This window comes from Neorhodopirellula pilleata (assembly GCF_007859915.1).
Classification (GTDB): domain Bacteria; phylum Planctomycetota; class Planctomycetia; order Pirellulales; family Pirellulaceae; genus Rhodopirellula; species Rhodopirellula pilleata.
Window position 1 is genome coordinate 366757 of record NZ_SJPM01000004.1, and the last position, 19895, is coordinate 386651.

Sequence of the window (19895 nt, forward strand, 5' to 3'; positions counted from 1 at the left end):
CCGAAGCGTGAGCGAGGGATTCATCACCATTAAGTCCTTTGTATGTATCCCTCGCTCACGCTTCGGGTTTCGATGAGGACTAAATCAACAGCCCGCTAGCGCGTTCGGCTCACGAAAACCAACAGATCTAATCGACTAACAAACAGGACCCACCATGAACCCTTCCCCTCAAAACAATCTTTCACGTCGAACCGTCTTGAAATCGATCGGCGCGACCACCACGTTGGCGGCATCCGGCCTGTCGCCATCGATGATCTACGCTGCACCGTCCGCGTCTGCAAACGACAAGTTGCGAGTCGGATTGATCGGCGCGGGTGGACGAGCCAAATGGTTGACGCGGGCTTTGTCGCGCGAATCTCATCGAGCCGAACTCGTCGCCGTCTGCGATTGTTACCTGCCACAGATCGATGCCCTCGCGGCTGATAACAAGAACGATCCGAAGGCCGGTGCTTCCTGGAAGCGTTATCAGAACTACGAGCAGATGTTCGATCAGGAGGATCTTGACGCGGTCGTGATCGCGACCCCGGATCATGTGCGGGTGCGGGCGGCAATGATCGCCTGTGCCAAGGGTCTGGATGTGTACGCGGAAAAGCCGCTCAGCTTCAACATTCCCGAAGGCCGCGCATTGGTCAAAGCGGTGCGAGAACACAAACGCATTTTGCAGGTCGGCACGCAACAACGCAGCACCGCCAACAATCAGTATTCGTGCAAGTTCGTTCGAGAAGGCGGCCTCGGCAAAGTACATACGATTCACGTCATGAACTATTCCGGCTCGCGCGCGGCAACGGGTCTTGAAAAGCAAGCCGTACCCGAAGGTATGGACTGGAATCGGTTCTGCGACCAGGCACCGCTACTCGACTACAACGAACAACTTCACCGCAGATGGCGAAACTTTGATGTCTTCACCGGCGGTCCTATTTGCGATCGCGGTGCGCACGCATTAGACATGGTTCATCTGGCGATGGGCTGGGAAAGTATCGCGCCGACGCGAATCGAACCGACCACGGACGCTAAGGACGTTCGCGAACGTGGTGTCCGCCTTCATTACCCCGAAGGAACGGTGGTTCGACTAGAAAGCAACAGTGGACCGGCTTTCGGCGGCATTTTCATCGGCGAGAAGGGCAAGATGGAAATCAATCGAGGACGTTTTGCCTGCAACCCGACGACACTGCTTGCACCCTTCGAAGGCGAAGAGTCCGAGAATCATGTCGGCAACTGGCTCGATTGCATCGAATCACGCGAAGAACCCAACGCTCCCGTGGAGGTCGGGCATCTGATCACCAGCGTCGCGCACCTGATCAACATTTGTCGCATTACCGGTCGCACAATTAACTGGGACGCCAACCAAGAGCAAATCATCGGCGATGACGCCGCCAATGCCTTGCTGAATAAAGAACGACGACCCGGATATTCACTTCCCAATGTCTAACAGGTCGCCAATCCACCCGTTGTGACCCGACGGTGCCAGCGGGCTGTTGATTGAGTGCGTTCGTCAGTTTTTGTGAGCCGATGGCGCTAGCGGGCTGTTGATTTAATCGTAACCCGAAGCGTGAGCGAGGGATTCATCACCATTAAGTCCTTTGTATGTATCCCTCGCTCACGCTTCGGGTTTCGATGAGTACTAAATCAACAGCCCGCTAGCGCCGTCGGCTCACTAAATCAACACGCCGTAGCGTCATCGGCGCACTGAAATTACGCAATTCACTTCACCTTATCCAAAGGAACAACAATGCTATCCGATCTATCTTATCGTTCTTACCGTGCGAGAAAGCAATGCAATCTCGCGATCACCGCGTTCATCGCCATGACGCTCTTTTGTGGATCCGCATTCGGCGAGGATTGGGTGACGCTGTTTAATGGTAAAAGTTTCGACGGCTGGAAAGCGTCACGCGACAACACGCAGTTTGCGATCGACGATGGAGTCATCCTTGGCACCAGTTCCAGCCAAACACAGTTTTTACACACGGTCGAAACGTATGGTGATTTCGAGCTCGAACTGGAAGTCAAGTTACACGACACCGACTTGAACTCAGGCGTCCAGATTCGTACCGCGTTGACTCGAAGCAACGCGAATGGTCAATCGAGGGACACGATCCACGGCCCACAGGTCGATCTTGGAAAATCTCCCGGACACAGCGGGCACCTCTTTAACCAAGGCAACGGTGCCTGGATCACGCCCAAAGAAGACTGGACCCGTAACGAGCTGATGACAAACGGGCAGTGGAACAAGCTGCGTGTGTTGGCCGTTGGCCCACGAATTCAAACTTGGATCAATGACAAACCGGTTGCAGATGTCACGGATAACCAAACCTACGCCGAGTACCCCGAAGGCGTGATCGCCCTTCAGGTACACGGAGTCAAGAAGTCGCCCGAGCAAGCACGCCACGTATCATTTCGATCGATCAGGGTTCAAAGACTGGAATCCGCTAAGTAGTCTGACTGGCTGACGATCGGCGTATTCGTACCGATGAGGGCTACCTACGATTGCGTAGAAATCCGTTCCACAGATCTTCGTTTACGATCAATTGAAAACACTACCTATGAAAAACCTGATCCTCCTAACCTTTGCTATAGCCGTTTCCATGGTCGGGGCATCCGACTCCATTTCCGATGCAACCCAACTCGACTACATAAGAAGTAAGTTCAAGAGGAATACGGATGCGAGCATCGAGAAGCTTAAGCAGCTTCCGATTAATACGGACTCCGAACCGGACCTCGGTGAAGGATTCACGAGCTTGTATAAAGGAGATGGAGACTTGTCGGGCTGGACAGTGCTCGGCGGGAACCACTCGTTCAAGGCGTCGGGGGAAGTCATCAGAGGCACCTGTGTTAAGGGATCTCCCAACGCATTTCTATCCACAACCCGGCGGGATTATCATCATTTCATTTTCACCGTTGAGGTGAAGTGGGAAGTCGAGGGGAATACCGGCTTGATGATTCGGGCGCAGACAAAGCCCGGGAAAAAGGAAGGAGAATCGATTGTTTTCGGTCCCCAGGTTGAAATGGAAAGCCCTTCCCAGGGAAGAGGGTGGTCCGGCGGCATTTACGGTGAGAAAGCCGGTGGTTGGCACTATCCCCTCGTCCTCGACGCACACAAACCGGCCCGGAAGGCCATCATTCCCAACGGGTGGAACCGCGTCACGGTTATGGCAAAGGGGGATACCATCAAAACTTGGATCAACGGGGTGCCGGCGGCAAATTGGAAGAATGATGAGTTCAACATGAAGGGCTTTTTCGGACTTCAGATTCATTCCGGTAAAGCAGGCACTGTCCTTTTCCGAAATATCCAGGTCAAAGAACTCCAAACCTAAATTACATCTCCATCTATTATGGAAAAGGGGTCTGACCCTTTGGAGGCGAGTCGTTATTCATTCGTTTGAGGGTATCGCCGGAGAGGGTCAGACCCCTTTTCGGATAGGTTCTTAAATTACATCGCATCTATTATGAAGAAAAAACATAAAATATCACTGTCTCGCCGAGACTTTGTGAAATCCTCGATCGCGTTCAACGCGGCAACAATTCTTCCATCGCATCTGGTGCTGGGACAAAAATCAAGTTCGGGCCAATTGCCGCCCAGCGAGCGGATCAATATGGCTGCGATCGGTATCGGAAACCAGGGAGGAAGTGACATATCCAGTTTATTGAACACCGGAATGGTCAATATGGTCGCGTTATGCGATGTGGACTTGAATGGTAAGCACACCAAAAAGTCCCAGGAATCCTGTCCGAATGCGAAAACGTTTACCGATTTCCGCAAAATGTTTGATGAGATGGCATCTGAAATTGATGCCGTTCTCATTGCGACGCCGGATCACTCCCACTTCAGCGCCGCAATGCTAGCCATGTCTCTTGGTAAGTCGATTTACGTCCAAAAACCACTCGCCCATACCTTTGGCCAATGCGAGCGTCTGATAGACATGGCAAAACGCTCCGGAGTGGTGACTCAAATGGGCAACCAGGGGCACTCCGGAGAAAGCTATTTCCAGTTTCAGGAGTGGATGCAAGCCGGAATCATCAAGGATATCACTCGCATTGATGCCACCATGAACTCCGGGCGTCGTTGGCATGGCTGGGGGCAGGATTGTACCGGCTATCCGGCAGACCCGATCCCAGAAGGCATGGATCTTGATGTTTGGTATGACAACGCCTCTGTCAATCCCATGAGCAAGAAACTGCACGCGCGAAATTGGCGTTCATGGTTTGAATACGGTTCAGGAGCCTTCGGCGATTGGGGGCCACACATTCTGGACAATTGTCACGAATTCCTCGAGCTAGGCCTGCCAACTTCGGTCGAAGCCGTCATGTTAGAGGACCACAACAAATTTGTTTTCCCGCAAGCGTCCACCATCCGCTTCAATTTTCCCGAGCGCAAAGCGATGCCACCATGTGTCCTCACATGGTACGACGGTGTTGGCAACCAACCCGAGGTTTCCGATGAACTCGGGCCACTTGCAGACGATGGGTCTCGTATGCCGTTGAAAATACCGAGCGAGGGAAAAATCCTTTACGGGAAGGATCTCACGTTCATAGGAGGTGCCAAATCAAGTCCGCTTTCTATTATCCCTAAAGAAAAATACATGGATATGCGCGACAGCTTGCCTAGATTTACCACAAAAGCCTCAGGCCACTTCGAGAACTTCCTTCTCTCCATCAAGGGAGAAGAGAAGCCACGTTCCGATTTCCGCGTTTCTGGTCCGCTCAGCCAGGTCTTCAACCTCGGAATGATTTCCCAGCGTCTCGGCGGCACTTTTTCTTTCGATCCTGTGAAGAAGCAAATTACCGACAATGCTCAGGCTAACGCCTTGCTCGATCCGCCTCCGCGGAAAGGCTGGGAACAATTTTATCATCTTTAGAGTGAAAAGAATTTTACGCCTTTTCTTCTATTTCAAATGTCTGTGACGCATCCTAGCTAACCCATGCCTGACCTCTATGGCAATCGCATCAAAAGTTGTGTGAACTATTCGTTTGTCCCTTGCCTTTGTCCAGGGTCGTCGCGAAAGATTCGTTGTTGAACGGATTTGTTTCACAAGGCTACAACGGAGTTTGCGATGTCGACGGCCCAAGTTTTGTCATTTCAACAGTAAAAACGGCGAGAGGATCCTATACCGATGCCGATAATTCGGACGCTCTTCACATCGTCAGTGCTTGGGCCACTGAGCATGGTCTCACATTAGGACAAGTCGCAGTTGATTCAAAGTCTAACGAAATTATCGCGATCCCCGAACTGCTTGATACCCTTGGTTTGACCGGCACCATTGCCAAGCTGGACGCACTGGGCAGTCAGAAATCGATCGCAGCCAAGATCATCGATGGCGGAGGTGACTACACCTTCGCAGTGAAAGACAATCATCCCAAACTTGCGTCACTGATCGAAGAAGCCTTTCGGGATGCTCATGAGTTCGGGACGGTCGCATCGGGCTTCCGATCCAAGTCGAGTCAGGAGAAAGGGCATGGCCGCATCGAAGAACGCACCTACTGTGTTGCCTCGGTGCCGGAATCGATGCGAACGGTTGTTGTCAATACAGGCGAACGTTGGCGGAATTAAGTGCCGTATAAGCCCAAAAGAACCCACCCAATGCGATTCCGTACGCTAAGAATTGTTCAAATACGAGAAACTGGACACGGAGTTTTCTACGGATGCACTTATGAAGCAACTGCAAAGTCCGCCATCATCGGCGCACCACCGACTTGGCTATCCCATCGGAGCCGAACCCCGTTTCACCAAGCAGTGTTATGCAAAATGTATGCGTCCACAGGCGTGTGCGTCCTATGAGCATCTACCGTTCATTAATCATTGGGTCGGCGAAAAACAGTTTGCATCACGACCGGCAGGGGTTGGTCAGGGGGGCGATGCCTTGGATTTCGACGGTGCAGACGTCGTCGGGTTGGAGGTAGCGTGGCGGGGTTCTTGCGTCGCCCACGCCCGGCGGCGTTCCGGTGAAGATCAGGTCGCCCGGTTGCAACGTCATGAACTGACTTAGGTGCGAGATCAACGTGGGAATGTCGAAGATCAATTGCGACGTGCGGCTGTCTTGAACGGTTTCTTCGTTGAGGTGCATGCGCACCCGCACGTCACCGGGATCGCCGAACGTGTCGGCCGTGACGATGGCCGGACCGACCGGTGCGAACGTTTCGAACGACTTGCCCAACAACCATTGACCACCGGGACGACCTTTTTGCCAATCGCGGGCTGAGACGTCATGCCCGGCCGTGTAGCCGAACACGTGACGCATGGCATTTTCGGGGGCGACGTGTCGGGCGGTCTTTCCGATAACCACGACCAACTCGGCTTCGTAATCGACCTTGTGACTGATCGAGGGCAGCTCGATCGCATGGCCATGTCCGATCAACGTGTTGTTGAACTTGCTAAAGACGACGGGTTGATCCGGCGGCTCGGCTCCGGTTTCGATCGCATGATCAAGATAGTTCAAGCCGATGCAAATGATCTTCTCCGGCGAACCGACCGGCGGTAATAACTGGGGCGGCGCGGGTGACCACTGATCGGCGCGAGGCGTCCCGATCTCGCGAAGACGGTCGGTGTCCCACGCGAAGAGTTCGTTGCTATTTGCTAGCAAATGTTCTTGTTGATCCGAGAGCAGTTCGGCGAGCGGGCAGACTCGTGGCGCGTCGGGATTTGTCGCGTCGAAGAGGGCCAAGCGGGGTTGATTGTTCGCATCGAGGTAGCGGCAAAAGGCGGTCATGAGGGTTCGGGTCCTTGGCATGAAAAATGAAAAATTTCTGATCGGCTTTTTACGGTGTGATTCGAAATGCAAGACCAACTTAGCATAAAAGAAATCTTTACACTCGGCGTGCCGATCGGCATACTCGCGTTCGACATCGACTCGCTGATTTGCTTCGTCGGCTTAGTCGTTGAAAGCTCGTTATTGTTCTTCGGATTCTTCGCGTCAGTGCTTCGTTCATGAATACCATCGCGGTCAATCAGCTATCCACGATCCGTTGGGAACTCGGAGAAGACGCCCAAGCGTATGCCGCCCATGGCTTTCAAGGAATCGGGTTGTTTCGCCCCAAGGTCGAAGACTTTGGCATCGAACGATGCGTCGAACTGTTGACCGAATTGAACCTGTCGGTCACGTCGTTGAGTTGGGCGGGTGGTTTTACCGGCAGCGATGGTCGCGGATTCGATGATGCGGTTCGCGACGCGATGGGAGCGGTGACCGACGCAGCCAACTTGCGAGCCCAAACGTTGATCGTCCTGGCAGGCGGTCGCAACAACCACATTCAAAAGCACGCGCGGCGCACGCTGTGTGAGGCGCTCGCCAAGATCTCGATCGTTGCCGAAGAGTTCGGGGTACGATTGTCGCTCGAACCGTTTCATCCAGGATGTGGCAGCGAGTGGTCGTTCATCCACGATTTGGAATCGACGCTGAATATCTTGGACTGCGTTGGCAGTCCGAACCTAGGCTTGGTACTCGATACCTATCATGTCGGCATGGACGACGAAATCTTAGGATGGTTGCCGCATGTTTGTGAGCATCTGCATTTGTTGCAATTGGGTGATGGTCGCCACAGTCCGCTTGGCGAGATGAATCGTTGTTTGCTCGGCGAAGGATGCGTGCCGATCGAATCGATCGTGCATTCCTTGCTCGAGCAGGGATACCAAGGACCCATCGAAGCGGAAGTGATCGGCGAAGACGTCGAGCCGTTGGCGTACGAACAAGTGCTCGATCACACGCGGGAATACTTGGATCAGTTTACCGGGTCGCAGGTTTAATCGCATTGGATTAGCGAAGCGATGGTAGAGAAAGTAGCCAAGACTCAATGACTCACTAATGCTATGTCTAGATTCAACTTTAGGGTTGGCAACATTGGCCGTTTGGACGCTAGCCCCGGTTTATGCGACGGAACCGTGGCTAGCGGGCTGTTGATTTAGTCCTCATCGAAACCCGAAGCGTGAGCGAGGGATACATACAAAGGACTTAATGGTGATGAATCCCTCGCTTACGCTTCGGGTTACGATTAAATTAACACGCCGCTAGCGCCAAAACGGCTAGTCCTAAAATTGAAGTTGGACAAAGCACTAATTGTTGGATGCTTCTTTGATCTGCTGCAGCAACGTTCGCATTCGTGTCACTCGTTCGGGATGTTCCAGAGCAACGTTGTTTTGTTCGGCCAGGTCGGTTGAGAGGTCGTACAACTGCGAAGTGGGTCCGCGATCAACCGGTTGGACACGATTGGGTTGACTGAAACCGCTCGAACCGAGTCGCTCGATCCATTTCCAGTTTTCATCGCGGACCGAGAGGGCGCCTCCGCCGCTGGTCAAGGCCATCGTGTCGCGGCACTCGCCGCATGTCGTTTCCGGATCCAACAGCGCCGGTAGGAAACTCGCGCTATCGATCGCATGAGGATCGTCTTGGATGGATTGATGGGTGATGTCGGCAAACGTGGCTAGGACATCAGTGAAACAAACCATTTGATCCGAGACACTGCCGGGGCGAACATTTCCAGGCCAGCGTACAAGGAATGGCATCCGGTGACCGGCTTCCCACGCGTCGCCTTTCATGCCACGCAGAGAACCGCAACTGTCGTGGCCAAACTTATCAACGTCGTTGTCGTACCAGACCGGCCCGTTGTCGCTTGTGAAGATGATGAGCGTGTTGTCGTTCATGCGGGCCTGCGTTAAACGATCGACGATGCGTCCGACCATCGCATCGACCATCATCACAAAGTCGCCATAAAGTCCGACATCGCTTGAACCTTGAAACTTGCTCGACGGCAGCCAAGGCGTGTGCGGGGCGGGCAACGCGACATAAAGAAACAGCGGCTCTTGCGAATCGGGTTTTGTTGAATCCGATTTCGTTGAATCGGATTTCGCGGCATGTCGATCGATCACGGCGACCGCTTCGTCGGTGAACGTGGGCAGCACGTCATCGAGTTTCAGGTCAGGTGCAATTCCACCTGCGCGCCAAAATTCACCTTGGATCGGCGACCACCCATCGGTTTGATTGGCTTCAATCGCATCAGTGGGTGGTTGAACCGCCCGATCGCCTCGGATGTAAAAATACGGTGGAATGTCCGTCGATGCGCGGATTCCGAAGAACTCGTCAAACCCCACATCGACGGGGCCGCCAGGCAGAGGCTTGTCGTACCCGTTCTCGGCAAATCCCAAGTGCCACTTCCCCACCATCGCGGTGTGGTATCCGGCGGACTTCAGTAGCGACGCGATCGTTGTTTGACCCTGGTCGATCAACGGATGTTTCGGCCAGCGGCTAACGTCCGTGCGGAAGGGATATCGCCCCGTCAACAGCCCGTAACGCGACATGTGGCACAGCGGACCGGGAGCGTGCGCATCGGTGAATCGCATTCCTTGGGCGGCCAATTCATTGATCGCGGGAGTCTCGATTTTAGACTCGGGGTTGTAGCACTTCGCATCGCCGTAACCCATGTCGTCGACCAGAATCAACACGATATTCGGCTGGCCTGATGCTTCATCGCGTGAGGCTGCGGGGTCAGCGGCGGACGTGTGATTCGCTGGGAAACCGGCTAAACGAGGTAGAACCACGATCAATTGGGGCACGAAAACGCCCAAAAGAGCGAGTTGAAGGAAGAAACGGGGACTGCCGATACATTTACGTGGTCTCATTCTTGATCCTGGTATCGATTTCGCTGACAAAAAGATGGCAAACTGGTGATTCGAGTTGGCGAAAATCGCCACTTTTTGTCATAAGTATACCGAAACTCTCACTACCGCCGGCCGACCACGCTTCCTTTCATCCGAAAGCAAACACCTATGTCCAACACGTTGACCGACCCCACTGATTCTGCCTCGCACGACGATCTCGAGTCGTTAGGACTGCTAGATCTTCCCTCCGAATTGAAGCGACATCTGACGATCACACTCGGGCACCGCAACGACATCCAACGCAGCCAGAACGAATCAGATCAGCGTTACCTGTACCGAGCGCTGGCGATCGCCGTACGCGACCGTTTGGTGCCGACGTGGCAAGAGACATGGTCGCGGATGAACGCGAGCGACGACCGCAAGGTCTATTACTTGTCGCTCGAATTCCTGATCGGCCGCTCGCTCACCAACGCGATCCAGAACCTCGACCTCGACGACGACGTTCATGAAGCGTTGCACCGCTACGGTACTGAACTCGAACAGATCGCCGATCGCGAACACGATGCCGGATTGGGCAACGGTGGTTTGGGTCGTTTGGCGGCTTGTTTCCTCGACAGTTGCTCGAACTTGCAATTGCCGGTCATCGGTTACGGCATCCGCTACGAGTACGGCATGTTCCACCAGCACATCGAGCACGGCCGTCAAGTCGAAGACCCCGATCACTGGCTGCGTGACGGCAACCCGTGGGAGATCGAACGGGCCGAGAATACTCGCCGGATTCGCTTCTACGGTCGCGTCGAGAACTACTACGACGACAAAGGCACGATGCGACCACGTTGGGTCGAATCGCACGACGTGCTCGCCGTTCCCTTCGACATGCCGATTCCCGGTTATCGCAATGAGACCGTCAACACCTTGCGACTATGGAAAGCCTCGACGACGGATGTTTTTAACCTTCGCGAGTTCAACGCGGGCAGTTATCCCGAAGCGGTCGCGGCAAAGAACGATGCCGAACAAATTTCGATGGTCTTGTATCCCAACGACGCCAGCGAGAACGGCAAGGAGTTACGACTGAAGCAACAGTACTTCCTCGTTTCGGCGTCGCTGCAAGACGTCATCGAACGTTGGGTCGAAAAGAACGGCGAAGACTTCTCCGAGTTTGGCCAAAAGAACTGTTTCCAACTCAACGACACGCACCCGGCCTGTGCCGTTCCTGAATTGATGCGTTTGTTGATGGACGAGCACGGATTGGAGTGGGATGAGGCATGGGAAGTCACGACCCGTTGCATGGCATACACCAATCACACGTTATTGCCCGAAGCGCTTGAACGTTGGTCGGTGGGTTTGTTCAGCCGTTTGTTGCCGCGATTGCTCGACATCATTTACGAGATCAACGCCCGATTCTTGAAGGTCGTCGACCAGCAATGGCCGGGTGACATCGAGATGCGGCGTGAGATGTCCTTGATCGAAGAAGGCGACAACCCGCACATCCGGATGGCTTATCTTGCCATCGTCGGTAGTTTCTCGGTCAACGGTGTTGCCGGATTGCACACGCAATTGCTCGAAAGCGGTCTGTTCAAAAACTTCCACACATTGTGGCCCCGCAAGTTCAACAACAAAACTAACGGGGTGACGCAGCGACGTTGGTTGTCGCACTGCAATCCCGGTTTGCGGGAACTGCTCAACGAGACCGTCGGAGAAGGTTGGCAGAACGATCTGACCAAGATCCGTGATTTGGCACCTCACGCGACCGACGCGGCGTTCCGAGATCGTTGGCAAGACATCAAGCTCGCCAACAAAAAACGACTCGCCGACTTGGTGTTCAAGAACACGGGCGTGCAGTTCGACACCTCGTTCATGTTCGACGTTCAAGTCAAACGGATTCACGAGTACAAGCGTCAATTGCTCAATGTCTTGCACGTGATCCATCTTTATGACCGGATTCAACGTGGCGATACCGCCGGTATGGTGCCACGATGCGTGTTGATCGGTGGCAAGGCAGCACCGGGGTATCACGTTGCCAAATTGATCGTCAAGTTGATCAACGACGTTGCGGGCGTGGTCAACGCCGACCCGAAATGTCATGACCTGTTGAAGATGGTGTTCTTCCCGAACTACCGTGTCTCGTCGATGGAGATTATTTGTCCGGCGACGGAATTGTCCGAGCAGATTTCCACGGCGGGCAAAGAAGCCTCCGGTACCGGAAATATGAAGTTCATGATGAACGGCTCTTTAACAATCGGGACGCTCGACGGAGCCAACATCGAGATCCGTGAAAATGCCGGCGAAGAAAACTTCTTCCTGTTCGGTCTCGATGCGGAGGAAGTTACCGAGTTGAAAAAGGACTACCGCCCCAACGAAATCATTTCGGCAGACGAAGACATCACTCGTTTGATGAGTGTCTTGGAAAGCGGCACGTTCAACCCGACCAACCCCGGCTTGTTTGATTTGCTGACCGGCGGTTTGCGAAGTCCTCATGACCCGTGGGTGACGATCGCAGACTTGCGGAGCTACATCGATGCCCAGGCGACGGTTGCCAAGACGTATCTCGATAAGGACCGTTGGAACGAGATGAGCATCTTGAACACGGCCGGCAGCGGTTGGTTCAGTAGCGACCGAACGATCCAGCAATACGCCCAAGACATCTGGGACGTGCGAGCGTTGCCGTCGAAGTAGCGAGTGAAACCGTGACCGCGTCCGACCCCGCGATTCTTGTCGCGGCGATTTACCGTTTCGTCAAGATCGCCGATCACCCGTCCCTGCGTGAACCGTTGCAACAGCGGATGCGCGAGGGCGGCATTGGTGGTTCGTTGTTGCTCGCCGCCGAAGGAATCAACGGAACGATCGCCGGCCCACCGGCGAGCTTGCGAGCGTTCATGGATTGGCTGCGAGCCCTGCGCCATCATGGCGAGACGTTGTTTGCCGAAACCGATGTCAAATGGTCCGGTTGCGATAAGATGCCGTTTCGTCGATCCAAGGTGCGGCTCAAGAAAGAGATCGTCACCATGGGCGTCGACGGCATTGATCCGAATCAAAGTGTCGGCACTTATGTCGACCCGGAAGATTGGAATCAACTCGTCGATGACCCCGAAGTCGTTTTGATCGACACCCGTAACGACTACGAAATCGAGATCGGTCGTTTCAAAGGAGCGATCGATCCGCAGACTCATTCGTTTCGCGAGTTTCCGGAATACGTCGCCAAACATTTGGATCCCGCCAAGCATCCCAAAGTGGCGATGTATTGTACCGGTGGAATCCGCTGCGAAAAATCGACGGCGTACTTGAAGCAGCAAGGGTTTCAAGAAGTTTATCATTTGAGAGGCGGGATTCTTAATTACCTCGAGAAAGTACCTCGCGAAGAATCTCGCTGGCTCGGCGAATGTTTCGTGTTCGACCAACGTGTGGCGGTCGATCATGACTTGACCGCCGGAGAGCATGCACTCTGCCATGGTTGCGGATGGCCTATGACCAAGGACATGCTTGATCATCCAAAGTACGAGCGGGGTGTCGCTTGTCCGCGATGTGCGGACGAGGTCACCGACGATCAACGTGCTCGCCGCCGCGAACGACAACGTCAGCTCGATCAACTATCATCCGACGCATCCCGAGAAAAATCATTTCCATCGCCGACAACAGAATCAAATCCGATTCCCTCCCAGAATCCTCCGGAGAGCAAGTCCGTCACCTTGGACTGATCGGCGCGACCGGCGTCGGCGTCGGTGCGATCGTCGGTGGTGGGATCTTGGCGTTGGCGGGCGTGGCGTTTGCGACGACCGGACCGGCCGCGATTGCCGCGTTCGCGATCAATGGTCTGATCGCCATGCTGACGGCGCTGAGCTTCGCCGAAATGGCGTCCAAGTTCCCACAATCGGGCGGCACGTATTTGTTCAGCCGCAAGGTGTTGTCCGTCGAGGCCGCGTTCACGGTCGGGTGGGTCGTGTGGTTCGCGTCGATCGTCGCCGCCGTGTTGTATGCGATCGGCTTCGGTAGTTTCGCCGCGTTGTTTATCCGCGAACTCATGGCACTTCGGGGCGAGGTTCCCGGTTGGCTAAGCGACCCACGTTTGGCACCGGGGATCGCGTTGGTGACCACGTTGGGTTTGGGATTGGTGATGATGTTACGTTCGGGCGGCGGCGGTCCGTGGGTGAACGTGGCCAAAGTGGTCGTCTTCAGTGTCCTGATCTTGGGCGGTTTGTGGGCCATCGCCGGTCAAGATTTTTCGACGACGAGACAAAACCTTCAGCCGTTTTTCATCGCCGGGATCGGCGGTTTGATCCAAGCGATGGGTTACAGTTTCATCGCCTTACAGGGGTTTGATCTGATCGCGGCGGTCGGTGGTGAAGTCAAATCGCCGGAAAAGAACGTGCCGCGAGCGATGCTGTTGTCACTTGTCATCGCGTTGCTGATTTACATTCCGTTGCTGTTCGTGCTTGTAGCGGTCGGAACGCCGCCTGGGCAAACGATCGCGGAGTTCGCAGGGAACGATCCCGAGGAGGTCGTGGCGATCGCGGCCAGACGTTACCTCGGAGCAACCGGGTATTGGTTGGTGATTGTTGCGGCCGTGTTGTCGATGTTCACGGCCCTGCAAGCGAACTTGTTTGCCGCCTCGCGGATTGCTCTGGCGATGTCGCGAGACAACACCTTGCCTTCGATCCTTTCGCATCTGGGTGCCCGCACACGAACGCCGTGGGTTGCGGTGTTGGTCACAATGATTTTGATCGGTGGTTTGATCGTTATCTTGCCCGATGTGGCCGCTGCCGGTGCGGCATCGAGTTTGATTTTTTTGGTCACGTTTGCGATCGCACATGTGCTTGCGATTCTGGTGCGCCAGCGGAGTCATGACGACCCGCCGCCGTTTCGTTCTCCGGCGTACCCGTTGGTACCTGTTGTTGGAGGTGTGGCGTGTTTGGCACTGGCGATTTTTCAAGGCATCGCCGTTCCCGCAGCCGGCCAGATCGCGGTCGTGTGGTTGAGTTTGGGTGGTATCTTGTTTCTGACCTTATTCGCGCGTCGGGCTCGGTTGACAGATGTTTCCAATATCGCCGCCAATCCCGAGTTGTCGCGATTAAGGGGCACCACGCCGTTGGTGCTTGTTCCGATCGCCAATCCACACAACGCCGGGGCGATGGTGACGCTTGCCGACACGCTCGTTCCCTGGTACGTCGGTCGCGTGCTGGTTCAGACCGTACTTGTCGCGCCGGTGGATTGGAACCCGGACGAGGACCCGAGGCCGCTGGAGCGACTCCGCGATGTTCAGAATAAGGTGTTGCAGTCATCGGTGCGAATGGGCATTCGGTGCGAAACCTTGACGACGATCTCTTCCAAACCGATGGAGGAGATCGCCCGAGTCGCCAAACTGCACCGATGCGAGTCGGTCTTGTTAGGTTTGAGTGAGATTACCGAGGACAGCCAAGATACGCCGTTGGAAGGATTGCTCGGTCAACTCGAGACGGATGTGGTGGTGTTGCGGGCACCGAAAGATTGGCAGTTGGCCCAAACCGAACGCATTCTGGTGCCCGTCGGAGGCCGTGGCGGGCACGATTATTTATTGACCCGATTACTTTCAAGTTTGTCCCGCAAGCAAAAACGACAAGTCAAATTCTTGCGGGTTGTTCCCGAATCGATGTCGATGGGCGACCGACGTCGTGTGGAGAAGGAACTAGCGAGAACGGCCAAGGAGAACTCCGGTGCGACGTGCGAGCGAGAAGTCATCGTGAGCAACGACGCCGTCGCGACGATCGCCGAACAAGCGGGCGACTCCGGGTTAGTGATCCTGGGTGTTCAACGTCTTGGTCCCAAGCAAAAACTCTTCGGCAATTTTACCCGAAAGATCGCCCGCCAAACCCAATCACCGATCATCGTGATCAGTCGCCGTGGTTAGTCCTCAGTAGGCTGGGTCGCAGCGATAGCGGAGACCCGGCATCCATCCATGAATACCTAAACCTAAACTTAAACTTAAACTTAAACCAAAACCAAAACCCGCTTTTGTCCCGGTCCGCAGGACCGGGAGCGATTCGCGAGCTTGGCTCGCTCTAGTATTCCTCTGCAGTTCAATTTTCGGGTAGTGGATCTTGTTAAAGATCCTTTCAGCATGGGATCTTTAACAAGATCCACTACGGTCTACCCGAAAAACAAGGTGAGCTGGAATACTAGGCTATGGAGTTTAAGTTTAAGTTTTGAAACCAATGCTTATTGGTTTATACGCCGGGTGGGCGTCGCAAAGCCTCCTTCACCCGGCCTACGTGCGTTATCGCTGAGTTTGGCGTTACGACTTCATTACAGCGATAAGCACTCGCTGGCTTCGGCTAGTAGGTCGACGGCTTTATCGATTTGTTCGCGGCTGGTCGTCCAGCCGACCGAGAACCTCAGCGTGCGCCCGATTTGCTTGTCAGTGCGTCCGATCGCGCGGAGGATGCGAGTCATTTCGTCGGGCGGATGGTTTGATTGGGCGGACGCGACGACGATGTGGCGAGCTGCCTTTTGTAACCTTCGGGCTTCGCATCCCATTTCAATGGCGATCGTGTTGGGTAGTCGATCGCAATGTTCCGACAACACCGTCACTCGGCCGTCGAGTGTGCTTCGCAACCCGTCGATCAAACGGTCGCTCAATTCCGATAGCGTCGATTGGGCTTCATCGACGCATCGTGCCGTCAAGGAAGCGGCCGCGCCGAGACCGACGATGCCGGGCACGTTCTCGCTGCCCGCTCGCAAACCCATTTCTCGCGATTCACCGAACGAGATCGGGTGCAAGTCCAAGCCGCGACGTACGAACAATGCCCCCACGCCTTTGGGTCCGTAGATCTTGTGGGCGGTCAATGACAACGTGTCGACGCGGAGTTGGTTGACATCGATCGGGATGCGTCCCACCGCTGCCGTCGCATCGCAGTGCACGCGGATGCCGCGGTTGTGGCATAAGTCCGCCAACTCACGAATCGGTTGAATCGTCCCGAGGACGGGGTTGGCTAGTTGCAGGCATACCAAGCGAGTCGTTTCACGGAATCGTGATTGGAACTCGTGCGTGGATAGGATACCGAACGAGTTACAAGGAACCGTTTCGATTTCCCAACCGAGCAAGCGAAGTTGAATTGCCGATGCGAGGACGGCCTCGCTTTCGATCTCGGCGACCAACGCGTGCGGTGCCGGTTCGTCGCGGTTGCACGGATAGGCCGGCACTAGATCCGTCGAATCCCCGCCGGCGCGGCAGATCATCGCCGCACCCAGGATGCCCAGGTTGTTCGCCTCGGTTCCGCCGCTGGTGAAGACCACCTCGAACGGATCGCAGCCGAGCAGCAACGAAACACCTTCCCGCGCGTTCTCGATCGCCTCGTTGACGGCCGAAGCGTGAACATGCGATTGGGACGGCAGCATGAAGTGCGTCGTCCAGAACGCCTGCATGGCATCGATGACCGAGGGGGCCACCGGAGTCGTACGGTTGAAGTCGAGGTAAATCAGCGACACGGGAAGAAGCAAGAAAGAGAGCGTGGTAACGACAGTCGCACAGAACAGCCTAGCTCGGAGGCGTTCGCATTCCAGATAATCTGAGTCAACGGTCTTTCTTTTTCTTGTCTTTTCCCTTCTTACGACCCTTGGCCAAACGCTTCATTTTCTTGACTTCGTCTTCGGCGACGACCCAGCCGCGACAATTACGGGCACCGCACTGACATTCCGGATTCCAATCAAACGCTTCCCATGCGTAGTCAAACGTGATTTGGGATTCCGCTTCGATGTTGCAGATCGCGACGACGCCGAGCGATAACTCGGTCAATTGAATGAGTTCGCAATTCGGGCTGCACGAGTGGTTCATGAACGCGCCCGGGGCACTCGGTTCGAGATACCATTTCTCGTCGAGGTCCATCACGTATTCGCTGCCCTCGTAGGCCTTTTTGGGGATCAATTGGCCGGTGACTTCCATCACCAGTTCCCCTGGCAAGAATTGCCGAACGGCGTATACGCCGTGACCGCATTTGCCTGACGATCGGACTTCGACGTCATCGTCGTAATAAGATCGGTAGTAGAAATCCTTATCGACCAGGGCTTGCAGTTTTTTGCGACGTTGTTTGTCCAAGGTAGTCATGCGGTTGATACGAAGAGAAAAATTACCAGTTTGCCTAGTCGGCCCAGTCGCTAGCTTCATCAAACCGGAGCCAAACGTCAATCGATGAATCGATTGAAACGGTTAGTTCGATCGTTAAGTTCGCCGATCGGATTTCGGGCGTCAGGTCACACATTTGAATCCGAGCGGGGGCGAAGGGTGGTCGATGAAAAGCAATGGACTGTCGAAATCGGCCGGCTCCGTCTCTATCCAGGGTGAACCATGACTCGTTCTTTCTCGTTATTGCTTTGTGCACTCTCGTCGGTCGTTTTGGCACCGGCCGTTTACGCTGATTTGGACGAACTGCTTGGCGATTGGGCCAGTGCGGCGTCACAAGAGATCGATCAGGACTCGAGTTCCGAAGTGGAGTTATCTCCCGCGTCGTCGTCGGATGTCTCAACCCCCGAATCAACCGGTTCGACCCTAACAGGGATTCACGGACATTCCGCCGGCGAGCCGACATCGGTGATTCATCCCGAGGCGATCGACGAGATGTACAGCGTCGTGACGCCGACCATGAACCCACATTACGTGCCCGATTCTTGTGGTTGTGGAGACGCCAATTGCGAGGGTGCCCCGCACACCGCTCACCAATGCCGCTCAAACGGTTGCCATTCATGCGGTGATGGATGCGGTGCGTTGATCAGCCGAGCGGAGTCGGGATGCATCGAAGGCCAAAGCGAATGCCGGCCACACCAAAGACCGAATCTGCCCTCGAGTACATTTCTAGAATTATTCCGATCGCGAAATTCGTACAGCAACGTTTGGGCGGGCTACGCAGAAGAAACCCGTTTGCGAGTTCGTAACCGCAGCCCGCATTTGGACGGCACTTGGCGTTGCAACGGTTGCGGCGCTCTGCTCGAACCCAACCAAGTCGGTTGTGGTTGCGGCGGCGGTTGCGATCACCAATAACTCAAGGCGGCGATTGCCGGAACCTACTCCTCGGTAACTCGAACAGTCACCATCTCGTCGTCTTTCTTGATCGAATCGACCACGTCTTGACCTTCGATCACCTTGCCAAAAACCGAATGGCGATCGTCAAGATGCGGCGTGGCGGTGTGGGTGATGAAGAACTGTGAGCCGTTGGTGTTCGGACCCGCGTTCGCCATCGACAGCACTCCGGGGCCGTCGTGACGCAGTTCGGGATGAAATTCGTCTTCGAATTGATATCCAGGGCCGCCCGTGCCCGTTCCCAACGGGCACCCGCCTTGGATCATGAAATCCGGAATGACGCGGTGAAATTTCAAACCGTCGTAGTACTTCTTTTCGCAGAGGTCTTCAAAGTTTCCAACGGTTTTGGGTGTTTTGTCATCAAACAGTTCGACCTTGATGGTGCCGCGACTGGTTTCGAAGGTGGCAACTTTCATGTTTCTTTGGTGGGTTCAAGGGGCGTGTGCGGTGCAATGAGTTCGTTCGGGACGATAACGCGCTGTCACGCTTGAATCAATCCGACGGCGGTCGGGAGGTACGCACCCCCGCCATCCAATCTCGACGGGTGACGGCTCGTTGATTGATTCGGATTCGGAACTACAACGATTAGCCGATGGGCGTTAGCCCCGGTTGACGTCCCGTTAACCGCCGCTAACGTGGTGCGGCTAATTCAATTCGTTTGCAAATCGGAACTTGCGTCGACGGCGTCGGGATCGGTTTCGACGGGATCGGGGCTTTCATCGGCGTTGTTGCCTGATCCGTTGAGCTTCAATTCCTCGCGAGTCCCATCAGGATGAATCATGAATCCCTGTTCGATTTGCGCCTCTGCCCCAATTTTGATAGAAAATTGGTAAGGTCCATTAGTGGTCTCCGCGTCGAGCACCACGAATCCGGGATTGGATTGCCCTTCCTTGGTGGACTCGCTGAAATTCATTGTGAGCTTGTCGACTCGCCCAGCGGATTCTTGGACTTGGGCGATTGCGTTCAGTTCCATGCGAACCGGTTCAAAGACCTTCCAGCCGACCATGGAAAAACCGTAGGTCAGCACGCCGCAACAGATGATCAGTGATACCAGCGAAACAGCCGCCCCGATTCCGAGCAACCACCACCAACGACGACGTTTCGGTGGTGACGTGTTTCCATCGGAAAAGCTGCCATCACCCATGGAATGGGGGGGGTTGGAATGAAATGGGTCGCTCGACATGTTTCCCAACAATCCGGCAAAAGGTGGTTAATCGCGGTAAGTCAACCGTTGTTATAGGGTTCAGCGCGGCGTGGGGCGAGGCGATTGTT

Annotated in this window: 16 protein-coding genes; 10 read left to right on the forward strand and 6 right to left on the reverse strand. The window is 54.9% G+C overall.

All coding sequences use genetic code 11. The annotated features are described in order from the left end of the window. The first annotated feature begins 154 nt into the window (after nucleotides 1-154). The 5 genes from Pla100_RS12355 (at nucleotide 155) to Pla100_RS12375 (ending at nucleotide 5545) form a co-directional block, all read left to right on the forward strand. Complete coding sequence (locus Pla100_RS12355) at nucleotides 155-1429, forward strand: Gfo/Idh/MocA family protein (RefSeq protein ID WP_146577978.1); 1275 nt, start codon at nucleotides 155-157, stop codon at nucleotides 1427-1429. Between the two features lie 300 nt (nucleotides 1430-1729). Further along, entirely contained in the window at nucleotides 1730-2434 is a 705-nt protein-coding gene (locus Pla100_RS12360) for a 3-keto-disaccharide hydrolase (protein WP_231602995.1), read from the forward strand. Between the two features lie 106 nt (nucleotides 2435-2540). Beyond that, a complete protein-coding gene (locus tag Pla100_RS12365; protein ID WP_197167880.1) occupies nucleotides 2541-3311 on the forward strand; it encodes a 3-keto-disaccharide hydrolase in 771 nt (256 codons plus the stop codon). A 132-nt stretch (nucleotides 3312-3443) separates the two neighbouring features. Further along, entirely contained in the window at nucleotides 3444-4853 is a 1410-nt protein-coding gene (locus tag Pla100_RS12370; protein WP_146577979.1) for a Gfo/Idh/MocA family oxidoreductase, read from the forward strand. A 155-nt stretch (nucleotides 4854-5008) separates the two neighbouring features. Then, nucleotides 5009-5545, forward strand: coding sequence for an ISAs1 family transposase (locus tag Pla100_RS12375; protein ID WP_390620600.1), 537 nt, complete (start codon nucleotides 5009-5011; stop codon nucleotides 5543-5545). A 274-nt stretch (nucleotides 5546-5819) separates the two neighbouring features. Here the strand turns inward: Pla100_RS12375 and Pla100_RS12380 are convergent, their stop codons facing one another. Next, the gene (locus Pla100_RS12380) at nucleotides 5820-6701 is read right to left on the reverse strand and encodes a fumarylacetoacetate hydrolase family protein (protein WP_146577981.1); all 882 of its coding nucleotides are present in this window, start codon (nucleotides 6699-6701) and stop codon (nucleotides 5820-5822) included. A gap of 218 nt (nucleotides 6702-6919) precedes the next feature. Between Pla100_RS12380 and Pla100_RS12385 the strand changes: the two genes are divergently transcribed. After that, complete coding sequence (locus Pla100_RS12385; protein ID WP_146577982.1) at nucleotides 6920-7732, forward strand: sugar phosphate isomerase/epimerase family protein; 813 nt, start codon at nucleotides 6920-6922, stop codon at nucleotides 7730-7732. Between the two features lie 306 nt (nucleotides 7733-8038). On the opposite strand, the gene Pla100_RS12390 is transcribed toward Pla100_RS12385, so the two are convergent. After that, complete coding sequence (locus Pla100_RS12390; protein WP_146577983.1) at nucleotides 8039-9601, reverse strand: sulfatase family protein; 1563 nt, start codon at nucleotides 9599-9601, stop codon at nucleotides 8039-8041. A 147-nt stretch (nucleotides 9602-9748) separates the two neighbouring features. Between Pla100_RS12390 and Pla100_RS12395 the strand changes: the two genes are divergently transcribed. From Pla100_RS12395 to Pla100_RS12405, 3 genes are read left to right on the forward strand one after another with little or no spacing between them, the layout of a single operon-like run. Then, nucleotides 9749-12256 (forward strand): glycogen/starch/alpha-glucan phosphorylase, encoded by a 2508-nt coding sequence (locus Pla100_RS12395; protein ID WP_146577984.1) that lies wholly within the window; start codon nucleotides 9749-9751, stop codon nucleotides 12254-12256. Then, a complete protein-coding gene (trhO, locus tag Pla100_RS12400) occupies nucleotides 12226-13275 on the forward strand; it encodes an oxygen-dependent tRNA uridine(34) hydroxylase TrhO (RefSeq protein WP_315853476.1) in 1050 nt (349 codons plus the stop codon). The genes Pla100_RS12395 and trhO overlap by 31 nt, the downstream gene beginning before the upstream one ends. Nucleotides 13276-13304: 29 nt before the next feature. Then, nucleotides 13305-15461: an APC family permease gene (locus Pla100_RS12405; RefSeq protein WP_261344789.1), complete on the forward strand. Its 2157-nt coding sequence runs from the start codon at nucleotides 13305-13307 to the stop codon at nucleotides 15459-15461. Nucleotides 15462-15856: 395 nt separating this feature from the next. Here the strand turns inward: Pla100_RS12405 and Pla100_RS12410 are convergent, their stop codons facing one another. After that, entirely contained in the window at nucleotides 15857-17038 is a 1182-nt protein-coding gene (locus Pla100_RS12410; protein WP_146577985.1) for a cysteine desulfurase family protein, read from the reverse strand. An 85-nt stretch (nucleotides 17039-17123) separates the two neighbouring features. Continuing rightward, nucleotides 17124-17654, reverse strand: coding sequence for an SET domain-containing protein (locus Pla100_RS12415; RefSeq protein WP_146577986.1), 531 nt, complete (start codon nucleotides 17652-17654; stop codon nucleotides 17124-17126). Nucleotides 17655-17894: 240 nt separating this feature from the next. Here Pla100_RS12415 and Pla100_RS12420 point away from each other — a divergent pair, with 240 nt between their 5' ends. Further along, entirely contained in the window at nucleotides 17895-18584 is a 690-nt protein-coding gene (locus Pla100_RS12420) for a hypothetical protein (RefSeq protein WP_146577987.1), read from the forward strand. 23 nt (nucleotides 18585-18607) lie between these two features. Here Pla100_RS12420 and Pla100_RS12425 read toward each other — a convergent pair whose 3' ends face one another. After that, a complete protein-coding gene (locus Pla100_RS12425; protein ID WP_146577988.1) occupies nucleotides 18608-19039 on the reverse strand; it encodes a peptidylprolyl isomerase in 432 nt (143 codons plus the stop codon). A gap of 233 nt (nucleotides 19040-19272) precedes the next feature. Then, nucleotides 19273-19806: a hypothetical protein gene (locus Pla100_RS12435; protein ID WP_146577989.1), complete on the reverse strand. Its 534-nt coding sequence runs from the start codon at nucleotides 19804-19806 to the stop codon at nucleotides 19273-19275. Nucleotides 19807-19895: the final 89 nt, after the last annotated feature.